General features: G+C 58.8%; 14 protein-coding genes and 2 tRNA genes. 7 read left to right on the plus strand and 9 right to left on the minus strand.

Annotated features, from left to right (window positions below):
* Window positions 1-84 precede the first annotated feature (84 nt).
* Genes LKE65_RS04305 through LKE65_RS04320 form a run of 4 tightly spaced genes read left to right on the plus strand, consistent with a single transcriptional unit; the run spans window position 85 to window position 3,337 of the window.
* Window positions 85-750: a tetratricopeptide repeat protein gene (locus LKE65_RS04305; protein WP_206752413.1), complete on the plus strand. Its 666-nt coding sequence runs from the start codon at window positions 85-87 to the stop codon at window positions 748-750.
* Window positions 737-1,219 (plus strand): TadE/TadG family type IV pilus assembly protein, encoded by a 483-nt coding sequence (locus LKE65_RS04310; RefSeq protein WP_086645090.1) that lies wholly within the window; start codon window positions 737-739, stop codon window positions 1,217-1,219. The genes LKE65_RS04305 and LKE65_RS04310 overlap by 14 nt, the downstream gene beginning before the upstream one ends.
* Window positions 1,188-1,796 (plus strand): TadE/TadG family type IV pilus assembly protein, encoded by a 609-nt coding sequence (locus LKE65_RS04315; RefSeq protein ID WP_086645091.1) that lies wholly within the window; start codon window positions 1,188-1,190, stop codon window positions 1,794-1,796. Before LKE65_RS04310 ends, LKE65_RS04315 begins: the two co-directional genes overlap by 32 nt.
* The gene (locus LKE65_RS04320; protein ID WP_158093019.1) at window positions 1,793-3,337 is read left to right on the plus strand and encodes a Tad domain-containing protein; all 1,545 of its coding nucleotides are present in this window, start codon (window positions 1,793-1,795) and stop codon (window positions 3,335-3,337) included. The genes LKE65_RS04315 and LKE65_RS04320 overlap by 4 nt, the downstream gene beginning before the upstream one ends.
* 144 nt (window positions 3,338-3,481) lie before the next feature.
* On the opposite strand, the gene LKE65_RS04325 is transcribed toward LKE65_RS04320, so the two are convergent.
* The 3 genes from LKE65_RS04325 to LKE65_RS04335 are packed head-to-tail and all read right to left on the minus strand — an operon-like array spanning window position 3,482 to window position 7,195.
* On the minus strand, window positions 3,482-4,831 hold the full coding sequence (locus LKE65_RS04325; RefSeq protein ID WP_278740572.1) for a dihydroorotase: 1,350 nt from the start codon (window positions 4,829-4,831) through the stop codon (window positions 3,482-3,484).
* Between the two features lie 11 nt (window positions 4,832-4,842).
* On the minus strand, window positions 4,843-6,240 hold the full coding sequence (gorA, locus tag LKE65_RS04330) for a glutathione-disulfide reductase (protein WP_278740573.1): 1,398 nt from the start codon (window positions 6,238-6,240) through the stop codon (window positions 4,843-4,845).
* Between the two features lie 58 nt (window positions 6,241-6,298).
* Entirely contained in the window at window positions 6,299-7,195 is an 897-nt protein-coding gene (locus LKE65_RS04335; protein ID WP_095350180.1) for a ferredoxin--NADP reductase, read from the minus strand.
* A gap of 362 nt (window positions 7,196-7,557) precedes the next feature.
* On the opposite strand from LKE65_RS04335, the gene LKE65_RS04340 reads away from it, so the two are divergent.
* Window positions 7,558-9,909 (plus strand): helicase-related protein, encoded by a 2,352-nt coding sequence (locus LKE65_RS04340; RefSeq protein WP_086645096.1) that lies wholly within the window; start codon window positions 7,558-7,560, stop codon window positions 9,907-9,909.
* Between the two features lie 12 nt (window positions 9,910-9,921).
* Here the strand turns inward: LKE65_RS04340 and LKE65_RS04345 are convergent, their stop codons facing one another.
* Both LKE65_RS04345 and LKE65_RS04350 read right to left on the minus strand, forming a co-directional pair.
* Window positions 9,922-10,872: an SDR family oxidoreductase gene (locus LKE65_RS04345; protein WP_278740574.1), complete on the minus strand. Its 951-nt coding sequence runs from the start codon at window positions 10,870-10,872 to the stop codon at window positions 9,922-9,924.
* Complete coding sequence (locus LKE65_RS04350) at window positions 10,869-11,453, minus strand: DedA family protein (RefSeq protein ID WP_086645156.1); 585 nt, start codon at window positions 11,451-11,453, stop codon at window positions 10,869-10,871. The genes LKE65_RS04345 and LKE65_RS04350 overlap by 4 nt, the downstream gene beginning before the upstream one ends.
* A gap of 265 nt (window positions 11,454-11,718) precedes the next feature.
* Between LKE65_RS04350 and LKE65_RS04355 the strand changes: the two genes are divergently transcribed.
* Complete coding sequence (locus LKE65_RS04355) at window positions 11,719-13,680, plus strand: S9 family peptidase (protein WP_408744082.1); 1,962 nt, start codon at window positions 11,719-11,721, stop codon at window positions 13,678-13,680.
* Window positions 13,681-13,753: 73 nt separating this feature from the next.
* Here the strand turns inward: LKE65_RS04355 and LKE65_RS04360 are convergent, their stop codons facing one another.
* From LKE65_RS04360 to LKE65_RS04375, 4 genes are all read right to left on the minus strand, one after another.
* Window positions 13,754-15,382 (minus strand): NAD-dependent malic enzyme, encoded by a 1,629-nt coding sequence (locus LKE65_RS04360; RefSeq protein ID WP_278740576.1) that lies wholly within the window; start codon window positions 15,380-15,382, stop codon window positions 13,754-13,756.
* Between the two features lie 189 nt (window positions 15,383-15,571).
* Complete coding sequence (gene nusG / locus LKE65_RS04365) at window positions 15,572-16,102, minus strand: transcription termination/antitermination protein NusG (protein ID WP_086645100.1); 531 nt, start codon at window positions 16,100-16,102, stop codon at window positions 15,572-15,574.
* Between the two features lie 9 nt (window positions 16,103-16,111).
* Window positions 16,112-16,306, minus strand: a complete 195-nt coding sequence (gene secE, locus LKE65_RS04370) for a preprotein translocase subunit SecE (RefSeq protein ID WP_059024606.1) — start codon at window positions 16,304-16,306, stop codon at window positions 16,112-16,114.
* 132 nt (window positions 16,307-16,438) lie between these two features.
* Window positions 16,439-16,515: transfer RNA gene (locus tag LKE65_RS04375), tRNA-Trp, on the minus strand.
* 225 nt (window positions 16,516-16,740) lie between these two features.
* Here LKE65_RS04375 and LKE65_RS04380 point away from each other — a divergent pair.
* Window positions 16,741-16,814, plus strand: a tRNA-Gly gene (locus LKE65_RS04380).
* Window positions 16,815-16,990 lie beyond the last annotated feature (176 nt).

A 16,990-nucleotide genomic window follows, 5' to 3' on the forward strand; every position in this document is an offset into this window, starting at 1 on the left:
ATAGAGATGTACCGTATCAGATACATGAATGTCCTGCTGTTCCTGCTGCTTCCGTTGCTTGCCGGTTGCGGAACGCAGTCGGCGATGACGGATGAAGTTGTCAAGGCCGATGCAGAACTGCGGGATGGCGCGCCTCAGGCGGCTCTGGAGGTGCTGAAACATTATCTGAATGAACATCCTGATGACCCTAAAGCCCTGACTGAACTGGGTAAGGTTAATGCCAGCATGGGCCGTAATCAGGCAGCCGCCATTTTTTTTGAGAAAGCCCTCCAGCACAAGCCGCATTCCCTGGAAGCAACCAAAGGTCTGGCCAAGATCAAGCTGAAGATTGATCCGCCGCAGGCAACGGTGCTGCTACAGGATATGGTCAAGCGTTATCCGCGCGATGTACAGGCATGGGTTGATCTGGGCGTTTCGTATGACCTGCAGGGCCAATATGTGCCTGCGCAGGCGGCCTATAGGAAAGCCATGGGGCTTGATCCGATGAAAGTGTCTGCTCAGAGCAATCTGGGGCTGTCGTATGTGTTGAGTGGGCAGTACGCTCAGGCGCTGGATATTCTGGAACCTATTGCTGCTGCACCGGATACGACTTCAAGCAGGGTGCGGGCCAATTTTGCACTGGCACAATACTTGGCTGGATACCGGAATAATGCGCGGAATACGCTCATGCAGGATATGCCAAAGGCGCAGGCAAACATTGTCATGGCGTCTTTTTCCAAATTCAGGACCCGCCCTTATGTTGCGCAATGATCGTCGTGGTGCGGCCGCAGTCGAGTTTGCGTTAACAGCCCTGCTGCTGATTATGGTTGTGGTGGGCACGATAGAGGTTGGCTGGCAGCTGGAAACCGAGGCTGCCCTGCGGAACGGGGTGGACGAAGCAATACGCTTTGCATCAACCGGGCAGTCGATTGTGCCAAACGTAAAGGCCTCTCCAACGTGTCGTGCTCAGGCTATTGTTTTTCTTGTGACGTTACGTGCCCCGACAATTTTAAAACCCGAAAACCTGACAATAACGTCGGCGGCAAATAATGCTACGGCTGTTTCTTCCAGTGGCAGTGGATTTGGGGGTGCTGGGGGGGATACAATGATTTATACATTTGTTTATACTCAGCCATACCTTACTTTTTTTGGAAAGTGGATTATGAACTCTAGGAGTATGGTCCATAAAGTATCATCGTTGGTTAAAAATGAACCGTTTTCAGGCACGATTAGCTGCTAACCGTAAGGGCTCCGTAGCGCTGGAACTGGCGCTTGTTGCCCCTGTGGCTCTCTTGCTGCTGCTGGGGGCAGCAGACATGATTTTTGAATTCAGGAACTGGATGCGCCTTCACTCTGTGACGACGCAGGTGGGGCAGATTATTGCCCAATGCCAGCATATTTCAGACCCGTATGACCTGAATGTTTTTTTTGCTGATGCGCAGCAGATCGCGGCACCTCTGGACATTGTCGGTACAACCAATGGTGCCGTTATCATTACAGCGATAGGACCGGATAGTAATAATAAGCTCGCCATTTACTGGCAGAAGCAGGTTGGCTCCACTACCTTTAAAAGCGGGATTACATCAGCGAGTCTTTCGCAATATGCAATATCCGGTGTCTCCATGAACCCTGCTCAGACATTTATTGCAGTGGAGGCATTTGCCCGGCCCGGGTTATGGCAGTTTGCTTCGGGGCTTATGACCAACCGGGATAGTCCGGTGCTCAGCAGCCAGTCCGTTTTGCCTGCCCGTTTTTTTGGTACCAATATTGGCGTTGGCAAACTTGATACCACAGCAACAGCGAAAGAATGCACATGATGGATCGAAAGGGAGCTGTGGGGCTGGTTGTTGGTATAGTCATGTTTGCCATGGTTGCCTCTGTTGCCATGGGTATCGACTTTTCCCGCACCTATCTGACACGTGTAAGGCTGCAAACCGCTATTGATGCGGCAGCCCTTACGGCTGGGAGGGAGGTCAAGGCCTCGACCCGTGATGCAGATGCTACACTGGTGTTCTGGCAGAATTTTGCAGTCAATCATGTTGCCAATGGGATTGGTCCGCTTGGATCGCAAACGCCTGGGCCCAAAATTACGTTTGTGGATGCTTCTACGCTGAACATCTCGGCCACAGCATATGTGCCGATGGTGTTTGCTAAAATTTTTGGCTGGAATCAGATCCCGGTTGTGGCGCAGGCTCAGGTTGTTGCCGCAGGGGGCGGGCTTGAGGTCGCTCTTGTGCTGGATAATACGAACTCACTGGGTTCGGATGGTATTTTGGCTCTTAGAACGGGCGCAACCAACCTGGTCGAAACGGTGTATGGGGACAGTACAACAACGACAACCACATGGGTTTCTGTTGTGCCGTTTGGTGGCGAGGTAAATATTGGCAACTCGCATACAGACTGGCTGGATAGTTCCTCTAATATTTCCACCCTAAAATATGGCAAAAATGGCTGGGGTGGATGTGTGTTCGCACGTTATGCGAGTGATGGAACGGCAGATATGAGTGAGAATCCGCCCGTATCCAGTTATCTGTTCAAGCCGTTTTTCTGGCCCACCACTTACCAGAAAACACCTTATTATTGTTCGTGGTTTGGCGGCTGTAGCTACCTGCAGGGGGATAATGACTGGAGTGTTTCCGGCCGCCCCGGCATTACGGAAACAGCCCCAATTACATTATCCGCGTCTGCTCCCCCAAGGGTTTCCAGCGGTGAAGTCGGCCCCAATTTGGGGTGTCCGCCGCTTGCACTGTTGCCCGAGACTGCGGCAAAGGCGACCGTTGAAAAAGAAATCAGCCTTATGCCCATGTTGCAGCGTGGTGGAACCCTGATCCAGAATGCGTTGCAGATGGGCTGGTTTACAATCAGCCCCAAGTGGAAGGGCCTGTGGTCCAGTTCATTGCCAGACATGCCCTATGATTACGGGCAATCCAGCACAAAGAAAATTCTGGTGCTGATGACCGATGGTACGAACCAGATGTGCCCCTGTTACTATGGCTACCCTGATTATTATGACAATATGGGGGGATGGTGGAATAGTGACGAAACAGCATTCGGGCGTTTGCTGGATAATAACCTGGCTACGGTAAACGGGTATTATTATGGGTTTCAGGATACTGTGCGACCCATACTGGATAATCTTGTGGTGCAGGTCTGTTCTAACATGAAGGCGATGGGCATAGACCTGTTTGTTATTCTCTATACACATCAGGGCTCATCGGTGGATACGGCTGCAATCAACACCATGAAGGCGTGTGCAACCGATAGTAACCATTACTTCGAATCACCCAATGCTTCTGATATGCAAACGGCTTTTTCCAATATCGCTGGCCAGATTTCTGCTTTGCGGTTGTCTCAGTAAGTGTGTGGGTAAGGTTTTCTGTCCGGTAGTTGTTGCAGGGGCAATATTAGGGCCGATAAGCGGCGCTTGAACCGCTTATCGGCTGTGTTTCCCTGATATAACCGGCGCGGGGCCTGCCGTTTTGGAAGCTGATGACGTGGCGCTTTACTTGTCGGTTGCGTCAAAGCGGAAGGGTTGACCTGTTGCTTTGTCCGCCAGTGTTCCTTCCCACATCACCTGCTGCCCGCGAATAACGGTGCCCACAGGTTTGCCGGTCAGGGTCTCGCCCGTAAACGGGGACCAGCCACAGCGCGAGGCCAGCCAGTCCTGCTCTATAGTCCAGCGGGCCTTCAGGTCCACAATGGTAAAGTCCGCATCATACCCCACGGCAATCCGGCCTTTGCGAACCAGACCAAACAGGCGCTGGGGGCCGGCGGATGTCAGGTCTACCAGCCGGCGCAGGGTCAGGCGGTGGTGGGCCACATGGTTGAGCATAAGGGGGAGCAGCGTCTGCACACCCGGCATGCCGGAAGGGGAGGCCGGGTAGGGCTTGCTCTTGTTGGCCAGACTATGGGGCGCATGGTCGGAGCCAATCACATCAGGCATACCCTGCGTGACCCAGTGCCACAGTCCGTCGCGGTGTGCAGCGGAGCGGATGGGGGGGTTCATCTGGGCAAACGTGCCCAGACGCGGGTAAGCATCCTCGGCTGCCAGTGTCAGGTGCTGGGGTGTTAGCTCACAGGTGGCGATGTCGCGGTGCTGGGCAATCAGTTCCAGTTCCGCAGGGGTGGTAATGTGCAGGATATGCACGCGCCGCCCGGTTTTGCGGGCCAGATGCAGCACACGGGCAGTTGCGCGTAATGCCGTTTCATCATCCCGCCAGACGGGGTGGGAGGAGGGGTCCCCTTCCACACGTTCTCCCATGCGTTCGATCAGCCGGGCTTCATCTTCGGCATGGATGGCCACCCGGCGCTGGCCGGAGCGCAGGACGCGCTCAAGCATGGCATCATCAGAGACCAGCAGGTTGCCTGTGGAAGAGCCCATGAACACCTTGATCCCCGCAGTGCCGGGCAGTTTTTCCAGTTCGCCACACTGGTCGGCATTGTCGGATGTTGCACCAACATAAAATGCGTGTTCGCACCACATCCGGTCTTTGGCGCGGGCCAGCTTGTCGGCTACGGCTTCGGGCGTGGAGGTGGTGGGTTTGGTGTTCGGCATTTCAAAAACGCCAGTGACCCCGCCAAGCACGGCAGACCGGCTGCCGGTTTCAAGGTCTTCGTTTTCCACAGCCCCGGGTTCACGGAAATGAACCTGAGTGTCGATCACGCCGGGGAGAATGGTCAGGCCGCTACAATCAATAATCCGCGCTGCATCTGCCGTGCCGCCAATGGCGCTAATCTGGCCATTGCGCACATATACCGTTGTTTCCACCGTGCCATCAGGCAGGACAACGGAACCGTTTTTGAGCGCCAGATCATGCGCCTTGTGCGGAGTGTTCTGTGCGGATGCGGCCATGGGGGTTGTCCTTACTTGTCAGCTTTGGGGGTGGTGCGTGTGCGGGTGCGCATGGTCACCAGTTCCTCGGCTGAGGTGGGGTGAATACCAATGGTGCGGTCAAAGTCGGCTTTGGTCAGCCCGGCTGTTACGGCAATGGCTACGGCCTGTAGCATTTCCGGTGCTTCGTCGCCCAGAATATGCACACCAACCACCTTCTGGCTCTGCTGGTCTACAACCAGTTTCATGACCGTTTTGCGCACGCGGCCTGCCAGCGTGTAGCGCATGGGGTTAAAGCGGGTCAGGTAAATATCCACAGCCCCGTTTTGTGTGGCTTCCTCCTCCGTCAGACCAACCGTGGCGAGAGGGGGGGAGAAAAAGACTGCCTTGGGAGTGGTCGCGTAGCACCACTGGCGCGGGGGGGCCTGCCCGAACAGGCGATCGGCCAGATTATGCCCTTCCGCAATGGCAACGGGGGTGAGGTTGATACGGTCGGTCACGTCCCCAATGGCGTAAATGCCCGGGTGTGCCGTCTCGCTATTGCCATCAACCTGAATGCGGCCGTTATCGGCGGTGGTGATGGATGTCTTGCCCAGTCCCAGCGCATCAATTTTGGGGCGGCGGCCTGTGGCCATGAAGATGCAGTCTGCGCGCAGGGTCTGCCCGTTATCCAGTGTCAGGACCAGCTCGGCGCCGTTCCGGGTTATGCTGGTGGGGTTGGCATGGCGGTGCTGGGTAATGCCACGGGCATCTATGGCGTCTGCCAGTGCGGTGCGCATGTCTTCATCAAAGCCACGCAGGGGCAGGTCGCGGCGGTAAACAAGGTCTACCTGCGAGCCAAGTCCTGCAAAGATACCGGCAAATTCAATGCCGATATACCCGCTCCCAATCATGATCACCCGTTCGGGGCGCTGCGGCAGGGCAAAGGCCTCGTCCGAGGTAATGGCCAGTTCTGCTCCGGGAATATCCAGCTTGGTGGGGGTGGAGCCGGTGGCAATCACAATCCGCTCGGCGGTAATGGTCCGGGGCTGTTCCGTGGGGGCCAGAGGGGAGGGGGTAATACGCAGGGTATGCCCATCCACAAATTCGGCATGGCCGGTAAAAAGGGTAATGCCCGCTTTTTCCAGCATGGAGACGTAAATACCGTTCAGGCGCGTAATTTCGCGGTCCTTGGCGGCAATCAGGGTGGGCCAGCTATGGGTGCCCGGTGCGGTGGACCAGCCAAAGCCGTGGCTGTCTTCCACCATGTCGGCATAATCGCTGGCCATGACCATCAGCTTTTTGGGCACACAGCCAAGATTGACGCATGTGCCCCCCCAGTGGCGGCTTTCCACCACACCAACACGCGCACCGTGGCCGGCGGCAATGCGGGCGCACCGAACACCGCCGGAGCCTGCTCCTATGACCAGAAGATCAAAGTCATACGTCATGGGGCAGGGCTCCTTTGGTGCTGGGCTGAGGGTCTTTTACAGTAAGGTGGGACTACCTTTACCGTTCGGCAAATGCTTTTTCCACCACGTAAGCACCGGGGGTGGACATGTTGCCTTCATCAAACCCGCGGGCCTGAAGCAGGGCTTCCGTATCGGCCAGCATTTCGGGCGAACCGCAGATCATCACGCGGTCATGCTCGGGGTCCAGAGCGGGGATGTTCAGATCCGTAAAGATCTTGCCGGTTTCGATCAGCTTGGTAATGCGGTCGGTTACGGCAAAGTCCTCACGCGTGACGGCGGGGTAGTAAAGCAGCTTGCCGCTGATATCCTCGCCAAGGAACTCGTGCTGGGGCAGTTCGTGGCGGATATGGTTGGCATAGGCCAGCTCGCCAGAAATACGGACCGTATGGCTGAGGATCACGTGGTCGTAACGCTCATAGCATTCCGGGTCCTTGATCAGGCTCATGAAGGGAGCCAGACCCGTGCCGGTGGACAGGAAGTACAGGTTCCGCCCGGGGCGCAGGTTGTCCAGCAGCAGGGTGCCGGTGGGCTTGCGCCCGATCAGAACCGTGTCGCCTACCTTGACGTGGCGCAGGCGCGAGGTCAGCGGGCCATCAGGCACGGCAATGGAGAGGAACTCCATTTCGTCCGCATAATTGGGGGAGGCAATGGAGTAGGCGCGCAGCAGGGGCTTGCCGTCCACTTCAATCCCGATCATGGCGAACTGGCCGTTCTCAAACCGCAGGCCGGGGTCACGCGTGGTGGTGAAGGTGAACAGGCGGTCGGTCCAGTGGTGCACGGTCAGCACCTTGGCCGGGTAAAGGTGGCCGTACTCCTTGGTAGGGGGAGCAAGGTGCCACACACCGTCCTGCCCTTCTACCGGCAGCAGGCTGCTCGGCACTTCGGAGGCAGACATCCGGGGGAGAACGTCGTTATCAAGAATGGTTTCAGACATGGACCGCTTTGTACTCCGCTTATAGCAGATCAGATAGATGGCGCGCTTTTGCCCAAAGGGGGCAGTGCTTCAACAGGCAAAAGGCAACCCTGGTGCTTTGGCGGCGTTTTTAAGGGGCAGGCGCGTGGGACGCCAGTGCAAATTCGTCACAAGACGTGTTCCTGCTTCACACAGCAGGGCAGGAACAGCCTCGCTTGGAAGCCACAAACCGCCAGTGGCGGGCACAATGGGCACAAGGCGGCTGCCATATCAAGCGTATATTGCGCCGTTCCCCCCATTGCCGGGGCGCAATGTTTGATTTTTCCATGAAGTATTGGGCAAGGCCCATTGTTCCGCCGCCCGGGATGACGCAAGAGTAGGGCATGACGTCAGATAGCCCCGCCTCCCCCGCGCGTGAAGCGCTTGCCCGTGCCGTGGCCCATACGGGCCTCCAGCCCGAACCCAAGGAAGAAACAGAGGTTCTGCGCCGCATTGCCCGGGCACTTGAACCCGGAGCGCGCGAAGTCCCGGTTGAGGTCTATCGGGCTGCGCTGTGCCAGGTGCGGCGCAAAAAATGGATTTCCCGCCTGCTGGACCGTACGCGCCGCAGTGGCCGAATCTGGATTACGCGGGAGGAAATAGAAGAGGCCGTCGGCGGAATTACCGACCCGGCGGCGGATGATCAGGCGCTTGAGCACGCTCTGGCTCCGGTCAGTCTGGCACGCCTGCGTGGGTATGGGGCATCGCCCCATGCGGCGTTTGCCGCCATTCAGGCGGATCTGGTGGATATCGGGCGCGTGCCATCCCCCGCCCAGACCGACCTTTTGCTTATGGCCGTGGCCATTGCCTTTGACCTGCCCGAAGGCGACCCCTTTCTGGAGACCGCGCGCAAGGAAGAGGCCCAGCGCCAGCGGGCCGCCAGCCGGATAGAACAGACCGCCCAGAACAAACGCGCACAGGAGGAAGAGCACCTTAAGGCATGGGAAAGCAGCCTTGTGCCGTTCAATGAGGTGCCGCGACTCCTCCATTGCTCCCACCGTGAGGCCCTGCGCTGGATTGCCGAGAATCGGTTACCCGTTGCGCGTAAGGTGCAGGAACCCGGTGGGCGGGAGCGGTGGGAGTTTGACCCCGCAGCACTTGTGGCCCTGCGGGGCAACCTGTCCGAGTGGCGCAAGGAGGAACGTGGCCCCGCAACAGGTCCGGGCAAGGGCAAACATGCGCCGGATATGGGGCGTAAGGTCGCCAATGCCGTGATCGCCCGTGTGGCGGCGCTGGACAAATACGCGGCCCATTTCCGCACTGCGCGTGCCCTCAACCGCCAGATTACGCTGGTCACGGGGCCAACCAACAGCGGCAAGTCCTACACAGCCCTTAATGCGCTGGCACAGGCGGAGAGCGGGCTGGCCCTCGCCCCCTTGCGTCTGCTGGCGCATGAGTTCCGTGAAGCGCTGGCCGCGCGTGGGGTTGAAGCCTCCCTGTCCACCGGGGAGGAGCGGATTGAAGTCCCCGGAAGCCGGCACCTGGCTGCAACGGTGGAAATGTGCCCCTTTTACAGCCCGGTTGATGTGGCCGTCATTGATGAAGCCCAGATGCTGTTTGATACGGACCGTGGTGCCGCATGGACAGCCGCCATTATGGGGGCACCAGCGCGGCACCTGTATGTGCTGGGTGCGCCGGACTGTATTCCCATGGTCCGCCGGATTGCCGAACTATGTGGTGACCCGCTGGATGAAATCTCGCTCGAGCGTAAAAGCCCGCTCAAGGCCGCCAGCCAGCCTGTGCGTCTGGCCGACCTTGGGGCGGGGGATGCGCTGATTGCGTTTTCCCGCAGGGAGGTGCTGGACCTGCGTGCAGCCCTTATGCAGCACGGCAAGCGTGTGGCTGTGGTGTATGGCGCACTCAGCCCGGAAGTACGCCGGGCGGAGGCGCAGCGCTTTAACAACGGTCAGGCTGATATTCTGGTGGCAACAGATGCCATTGGCATGGGGCTTAACCTGTCCATCAAACGGGTGGTGTTTGCCGCGCTCAAAAAATACGATGGCCGGCAGACACGCGACCTGACTGTGCAGGAGGTCAAGCAGATTGGCGGGCGTGCGGGCCGTTTTGGCAAGCACGAGACAGGCGTTGTGGCCGTTCTGGCCGGTGCAGGCAGCCCGAGCTTTGTGCGTCGCCAGCTGGATGCCGATGCCGAATTGCCGGATGACTTGCGCCCCTACGTGCAGCCCGATGCGGACATTGTCAAAGCTGTTGCGTCCGAAATAGGCTCGCAAAGCCTGTATGGCGTGCTCTCACGTATTCACAGGGCGGTTCTGCGCAAGGATGATCCCAATTACCGCCTGTCGGATATGGAGCAGGCCTTTGCCATTGCCTCGGCGCTGGAAGGGGTGGAAGGGCTGGACCTGACCACCCGCTGGTCCTACGCCATGTGCCCGGTGGATGACCGCGATAACGGGATCAGGCGTCTGGTTGGCTGGGCGGCGGACCATGCCGCTGGCCGCCGTGTGCTGCCACCGGGCACAGGCCCGCTGCCTGCTGCCGAACGCGCCGGGCGTGAAGAACTGGAGCGGGCCGAAAAACGGCATAAGCGGCTGGTGGCATGGCGCTGGCTGGCGCTGCGCTTCCCCACCATCTACCCGGACCGGGAAGAGGCAGAGGATACCACCCGTAAGCTGAATGACTGGATCGAGCGCGTTCTGCGCCAGCAGAGCCGTGCGCGCCGCTCCACGCACGGGTAAGCGGCCTGGTTTTTACCAGGCCGTGTTGGTCAGCCGTTCCGAAACATCCCACAGGCGGGCGGCCAGACTGGTCTTGCGGGCTGTGGGGGGCACAATGGCCGGGCCGGGTGGGCCACGGCGTTCGCCCGTTCCCTGCGGGCCATAGTAATCCCCATCCCGCGCCTGGGGGGCAAGGGCTGCATAAAGCAGGGGTTCGGCCCCTTTGGCGGCGGACTGGCCCATAACGCGCAGGATAGCCGTGCCAAGGGTCTGTTCGATCAGCCCCAGCGGCTTGGGCAGGGTGGATGCTTGTCCGTTAGCCACAATGGAGGTAGCCGCCCATCCCGGATGTGCTGCGCGGGAGTGGATGTTCCAGCCCCGTTCCCCCGCTTTGCGGGCCAGTTCCTGCGCAAAAAGCAGGTTGGCCAGCTTACTCTGCTGATACGCCCCGAACGGGCTATACCTGTGGCGGAATTGCAGGTCGTTGAAGTGGATGGTGTTTTTACCTGCAGCAAGGCTGGCTACGGTTACAAGCACACCGCCCCCTTCTGCCGCTTCCAGCAGGGGGCGCAAATGCGCGCTCAGGGCAAAATGGCCCAGATGGTTCACACCGAACTGGAGTTCGAATCCATCCTCGGTTTCCATGCGTCGCGTCGGGGCCATGACCCCGGCATTATTGATCTGAATATCAATCCGGTCTGTCAGCGCGCCAACAGCCCGCGCACATTCCGCCACGGAGCGGAGGGAGGCCAGATTAAGCGGGAGCAGGGTCACATCCGTCCGGGGGCAGTCCGCGCGCAGGCGGTCCAGAGCATTCTGCCCTTTTTCGGGGTTGCGGACTGGTAGAATAAGTTTTGCACCACGATGGGCAAGGCCGAGTGCGGCCTCAAACCCCAGACCGCTGTTTGCGCCGGTTACAAGGGCTACGCGCCCATGGAGCTCCGGTTGTGTGCTGTTAACCCGCCAGGGACTGCGGCCCATCATGGCAGGGGGGCTTTGAGCTGCTCATCCTGTTCTGCTGCTTTCATGGCTTCCTCCGTCAGACGTTTTTCATTGTGCTTGATGAACACGAACAGCACGCCAATAACCACCAGAGTCGCGGCCCCAAAGCCTACGGCCAGCCAGCCGGAGAGTTTGGCAATCTCGCTTCCCAGCAGGTAGGCGCATGTTGTGTATCCTCCAGCCCAGAACACGCCGCCAAGCGCGTTATAGAACAGGAACGTATGCCAGGGCATACGGTTTGCTCCGGCCAGTATGGCAACAAACATCCGCAGGATGGCCACAAAGCGACCAAAAAAGATAACCGGCCCACCATGCTTGAGAAAAACATAACGTCCCAGCAGCAGGCGCTCAGGGGTTAAGCCAAAGCGTGGGCCGTGCTTGCGCAAAAGCCCAAGGCCCAGCCGGTGGCCAAGCAGGTAGCCCAGATTGTCCCCCATGATCGCCCCTGTCACCCCGGCAACAATAATGCCTTCGATCTGGAGCTTGTGGGTGGTTGCGCAAAAAATGGCCCCGGTAATCAGCAGACTTTCCGCAGGAAGGGGCAGGCCCATGCTTTCCAGCATAACAACCACTCCAACCACCCCATAACCGTACCGGGTGAACAGGGTTGTCAGGTAATCAAGCGAAAAGATGGATTCCAGAGCGTGTAACAGGACAGACAATCCAATTCAGAGAGAACATCGTCAGGGGTGGGGAGGAGCAGAGTCGCTCCCGTCATGTCAAGCCCACAGGAAAAAACAGCAGGTCCGTATGCCCTGCCTAGCATGGAATGCAAAGCGGCACATGCCTTTCCGTTCAGGGCGTTTTGCATGATAAACTGGGTGAATGATGGAACAGAACAGCGCTCATGCTCAAATGCCCCAGCCCATGCGCTGTGGTAGTTGGCCCTCCCCCGTAACGGCTACTCTGGTGGCTGGTAAAAGCCTGACTTTTTCAGAGGTACGCAGCACAGGGCAGGCCGTGTTCTGGCTGGAGCGCCGCCCGGCAGAAGGGGGGCGGACAGTTCTGATGCGCTGGGCGGAGCCCGATGGCGTGGCCGAGGTGCTGCCTGCGCAGGCCGATGTCGGGACCCGTGTGCATGAATATGGCGGAGGCGCTTATGCCGTCTCCCCCCACGGTATTGTCTATGCGGATAGGCGCACGGCGCAGGTCTGGCTGCTGGGGCAGGGAGGTGGAGCTTCCACCCTTCTGGCCGGGGCGGAAGGCGTGCGCTTTGCCGACCTGCGGTTTGACCCCGCCAGCCCTTCGGTTGTGGCCGTGCGTGAGGACCACCGCGTGGCTGGTGAGCCCCAGAGCACACTGGTCGCCCTTGGTGGGGGGGCTGGCCCGGAAGGGTTGGTGCTGCAACATGGTGCGGATTTTTACATGTCCCCCACCCTCTCGCCCGATGGCACGTTGCTGGCGTGGATTGAGTGGGACCACCCGAACATGCCGTGGGACTCCACGCGCCTGTGCATGGGGCGTGTGGTGCGCAGGGCAGATGGCACCATTGCGGCACTTGAGGGTGTGCAGGTTCTGGCCGGAGGGGCAGGCGACGAGTCGCTGGTGGAGCCGCGCTGGACGGTAGATGGCCACCTGCTTGTGATTTCTGACCGTTCCGAACTCTGGCGGGTATGGGAGGTCGTGCATCAGCCTGCCCCGCATCTGGTGGCGTATGCCATGCCAGAGGGGGAGATTGGCCAGCCCGCATGGGTGTTTGGCCAAAGCAGCTACCAGCCGTTGGCCAATGGCGGGTGCATGGCCCTGAGCGTGCGTGATGGCGAAGGCCAGTGTTTTGTACGCACGGCTGAGGGCCACACTCATAGCTTTGCAGGGCAGCCAGACCAATGCCCTGTTGCATTGGCAGACGGGCGGTTTGCATGGGTGCAGGCTCCGGTGGATGCCCTGCCCGCCGTGGTGGTGGGCTCTGCCGAGCAGGGTGTGCAGCAGGTACTCCGTCGTTCTGCCACGCTGGATTTGCAGGCGGCAGATATTTCCCGCCCCGAATCGGTGCGTTTTGCGGTGGATGGGGTCGATGGCCAGCAGGGGCATGCCTTTTTTTACCCCCCTGCCAATAGCCGTGCCTGTGTGCCGCAGGATGAAAAACCCCCGATGATTGTGCTGGTGCATGGTGGCCCAACCGCCCGGGCGCAGGATGGTTTTTCCTTTAAGGTGCAGTGGTGGACATCGCGCGGTTTTGCCGTGCTGGATGTCAATTACGGGGGTTCCACAGGCTTTGGGCGGTCCTGGCGCAATCGGCTGCAAGGCCAGTGGGGTGTTGTGGATGTGGCGGACTGCATTGCCGCCTGCCGCCATATGGTGGCCACTGGCCGCGTTGACCCCGAGCGAATCGCTATTCGCGGCTCCAGTGCGGGGGGAATGACCGTGTTGCTGGCGCTGGCGGCATCCGACCTGTTTGCTGCGGGTGTCAGCCTGTATGGTGTCACTGACCTGCGCGCACTGGCACAGGAGACGCATAAGTTTGAAGCGCGCTACCTTGATGGTCTGGTTGGCCCGTGGCCGGAAGCGGAGTCTGTTTATGTGGCGCGCTCACCCCTTTCTGTCGCCAGCCGGATAAGGGCGCCGGTGCTGCTGTTGCAGGGGACGGAGGACAAGGTTGTTCCGCCCTCTCAGGCACATGCCATGGCAGCGGCGCTGCGTGCGGCTGGTGCTCCCTGTACGTTGCATGAATTCCCCGGCGAGGGGCATGGCTTCCGCCAGGAGGCAACCATCCGTCAGGCATGGACCATGGAACTGGCGTTTTATGGCCGGGTTTTCGGGTTTGATCCGGCTCCTCCGCTGGACGCCTGACGCCATACGCCCAGTCGAATCGAAAAAAAACCGGGGCAGAAACACGGCCCCGGTTTTTTTGGTCTGTAAAAAATCAGTCCGCGTAGCGTGGGCTGTACGTCAGGCTTTCAATCCAGGCCCGAATATCCTTGGGCCGTTCTACCGTTGCGGCACCCTGATCAAAAATAAATTCGGCAATACGCGCCGCAGACGTAACCGATACCTCCAGAATGTCACTCTGGGGCGGGAACAGGCGGCCCCGCTCGCGTGATGCCGGGTCTACCTGATCCGCCAGTGCGCGGGCGGTTTCAATGACCATGTCATCCGTAATGTGTTTGGGGCATGTGGCGTACACAGCCAGCCCCAGAGCCGGGAAGATGTAAAAATTGTTGGCCTGACCGGGGTAGAAGGTCCGCCCGTTCATTTCCACTTCGGGGAACTGCAGGCCGGCGGCAAAAAGTGCCTGTCCCTGTGACCATTCATAAGCCTGCTCGGCCGTGCATTCCGCGTTTTTTTGGGGTAGGGAGAGCGGGAAAATAATGGGGCGCTCGTTCAGCGCGCTCATGGTTTCCACAACCTCCTGCGTAAAGGCTCCCCCGCTGGTTGAAACACCAATAAGCACGGTGGGCTTGATGGCTTTGATTGTGGCCAGCAGATCACGCGAGGGGGGCATGGCTTTGGCGTAGCGTTTTTGCTGTGGACTCAGGTCCGTGCGGGAGGTCTCGAGCAGGCCATTCACATCCATGAGCGTTATGCGCTCAATAGCTTCCTGCTCGCTTATGCCTTCCTGCTTCAGGGCGGAAATCAGCATATCCGCGGTACCCAGCCCGGAGGAGCCTGCCCCGAGGAATAAAAAGCGCTGCTGCGCCAGTGTTTCGTTCTTGATTTTGAGCGCGGTAATCAGGCCGGCCAGCGTAACGGCCGCAGTGCCCTGAATGTCATCATTATAGCACAGGGCCGTGTTGCGGTATTTGTCCAGATAATGCAGGGCGTCTGTGCCCTTCCAGTCCTCAAAATGCAGGCAGCAGTTGGGGAAGACCTCCTTAACCGCGCTTACAAATTCTTCCACAAACCCGTCCAGTTCCTCCAGCGGAGGGGGTTCCCTGCGCAGACCAAGGTAGAGCGGGTCTGCCCGCAGGGCGCTGTTGGTTGTGCCAATATCCAACTGCACAGGCAGGAGCACTTCCGGCGGGACCGCCCCGCAGGCCGTGTAAAGGTCCAGCTTGCCAATGGGAATGCCCATGCCGTTCACGCCAATATCACCCAGCCCCAGAATACGCCCCCCAGTGGTGACGCACAGGAAGCGTACGTTCTCCGTAGGCCAGTTGCGCAGCACGTCACGGATTCGGCCACGCATGTCCAGACTGATGTACATGCCGCGCGGGCGACGGTAGATGTGGCTGAACTGCTGGCAGACAGCCGCCAGAGTAGGCGCATACACAATGGGCACAAACTGTGCGGGGTTGGACATGAGTACCCGGTAGAACAGGGTCTGGTTCTGGTCACGCAGGCCGCTCAGATAGATGTAGCGCTCCAGATTGCTGGGTTTGGCTTCGAGGTGCCTGTGGATTCGCTCTACCTGCCGGTCCAGTGTTTCCACCTGTGTGGGCAGGAGTCCTTCCAGCCCGTATTCCCGCCGCTCTGCTTCTGTAAATGCCGTGCCCTTGTTCAGCAGGGCATTGTTAAGAAGGGCTGTTCCTCTAAGAGGCAGGGCTGAAGGCATGGTAACTCCTTGGCAAAACAAAAACCACGTCAGGCTAACAGACAAGGGTACAACCCGGAACATGCCCGAGTGTTCCAAACGCCGGAATGGGTTTGTTGTGTTTGCAAGGCAGATGGACGGTGCGAATCAGCAATAAAAAAGGCGGCCCGGAGGCCGCCTTTTTTAATATCGTATCTATGGGCTGAAAAATTACAGCTTTTCGACCTGATTGAACTCCAGATCCACCGGTGTGGAACGGCCAAAGATCGAAACGCTGACTTTCAGGCGGCCTTTTTCTTCATCCACTTCTTCAATAACACCATTGAAGGAGGTGAAGGGGCCATCAGCCACACGAATCTGTTCGCCCACTTCAAAGGTAACGGCGGAGCGGGGATGCTGCACACCTTCCTCTGTCTGGCGGATAATCCGCTCGGCTTCCGCCGCGGAAATAGGTGTAGGGCGGTTTTTGGTACCCAGAAAACCCGTAACCTTGGGGGTGTCCTTGACCAGATGCCATGACTCATCGGTCATTTCCATCTTGATCAGCACGTAACCGGGGAAGAACTTGCGTTCCGCATTCACCTTCTGGCCACGGCGGACTTCAATCACTTCCTCGGACGGGACAAGAATCTCGTCAATATGGTCGCTCAGTCCCTTCTGGGCCGCATCTTCGCGGATGTGCTGCGCGATTTTCTTTTCGAAGCCCGAATAGACGTGGACCACATACCAACGCTTGGCCATGCCGTTTCCTCAGCCTCCCAGCCCGAAAAGTTGACGCACGCCGAGACCGATCAGCTGGTCAACGACGAAGAAGAAGATGGATGCCATACCTGCCATGGCCAGTACGGCGCCGGTGGTGACAAATGTTGCGCGGCGGGTGGGCCATGTGACCCGTTCCGCCTCGGTACGCACATCATGCAGGAACTTACCGGGACTGAACGACACGAAGCACACTCTCCTTGTTCCGCCCCGCTCGGTTGCCAAGGGGGCAGTCTTAAATCAACACCACTCAGATTGTACGATAAAGCCGCATTTTACAGGTGAAAAGCGGAACCTTCCGTACACCACGAGAAAATCTGGCAGGGGTGGAGGGTCTCGAACCCACAACCTCCGGTTTTGGAGACCGGCACTCTAGCCAATTGAGCTACACCCCTGCAGCGTGTCCGCCACGGCTGGAAAAGACCTATAACGGAAACCCGTTCGTCTGACCAGCCACAATCTTGCGGGCATCACAGGAGGCGGAACAAAATATGTTGTGGCTCTAAAGTCAAGTGCCTGTTGCAGATTATTGTCGTGCGCGGGGAGCGTGGGCGTAAAAAAACTGGTGGGGGCTTGCGGCGCGTGTGGGGGATGGATTATAAAAACCAACACTTCGGAGTGCGGGCATAGCATAGTGGTAATGCAGTAGCCTTCCAAGCTACCGAGGAGGGTTCGATTCCCTCTGTCCGCTCCAAGGTTTCTCCCAAAAAGTCTGAATGCCTGTTACCTCACTGTTTCGTGAACGTAGTGGATTGCGTCTGGCTCCCATTGGCCGTTCCGGGCGTGGGGTTTTATCACCTAATAGGGTGCGCTGCTCCGGCGTTTAAGGGCTTTTGGTCTGGTATTTTGGTCTGCCAGAATGCGCTGCCA

The organism is Acetobacter fabarum (assembly GCF_022483405.1).
In the GTDB taxonomy this organism is placed as follows: Bacteria; Pseudomonadota; Alphaproteobacteria; order Acetobacterales; family Acetobacteraceae; genus Acetobacter; species Acetobacter fabarum.

Coding starts and splice junctions, on each gene's coding strand:
- LKE65_RS04305 (WP_206752413.1), top strand. CDS start 85: ATGACGGATGAAGTTGTCAAGGCCGATGCAGAACTGCGGGATGGCGCG.
- LKE65_RS04310 (WP_086645090.1), top strand. CDS start 737: ATGTTGCGCAATGATCGTCGTGGTGCGGCCGCAGTCGAGTTTGCGTTA.
- LKE65_RS04315 (WP_086645091.1), top strand. CDS start 1,188: ATGAACCGTTTTCAGGCACGATTAGCTGCTAACCGTAAGGGCTCCGTA.
- LKE65_RS04320 (WP_158093019.1), top strand. CDS start 1,793: ATGATGGATCGAAAGGGAGCTGTGGGGCTGGTTGTTGGTATAGTCATG.
- LKE65_RS04325 (WP_278740572.1), bottom strand. CDS start 4,831: ATGGCCGCATCCGCACAGAACACTCCGCACAAGGCGCATGATCTGGCG.
- gorA (WP_278740573.1), bottom strand. CDS start 6,240: ATGACGTATGACTTTGATCTTCTGGTCATAGGAGCAGGCTCCGGCGGT.
- LKE65_RS04335 (WP_095350180.1), bottom strand. CDS start 7,195: ATGTCTGAAACCATTCTTGATAACGACGTTCTCCCCCGGATGTCTGCC.
- LKE65_RS04340 (WP_086645096.1), top strand. CDS start 7,558: ATGACGTCAGATAGCCCCGCCTCCCCCGCGCGTGAAGCGCTTGCCCGT.
- LKE65_RS04345 (WP_278740574.1), bottom strand. CDS start 10,872: ATGATGGGCCGCAGTCCCTGGCGGGTTAACAGCACACAACCGGAGCTC.
- LKE65_RS04350 (WP_086645156.1), bottom strand. CDS start 11,453: ATGCTGGAAAGCATGGGCCTGCCCCTTCCTGCGGAAAGTCTGCTGATT.
- LKE65_RS04355 (WP_408744082.1), top strand. CDS start 11,719: ATGGAACAGAACAGCGCTCATGCTCAAATGCCCCAGCCCATGCGCTGT.
- LKE65_RS04360 (WP_278740576.1), bottom strand. CDS start 15,382: ATGCCTTCAGCCCTGCCTCTTAGAGGAACAGCCCTTCTTAACAATGCC.
- nusG (WP_086645100.1), bottom strand. CDS start 16,102: ATGGCCAAGCGTTGGTATGTGGTCCACGTCTATTCGGGCTTCGAAAAG.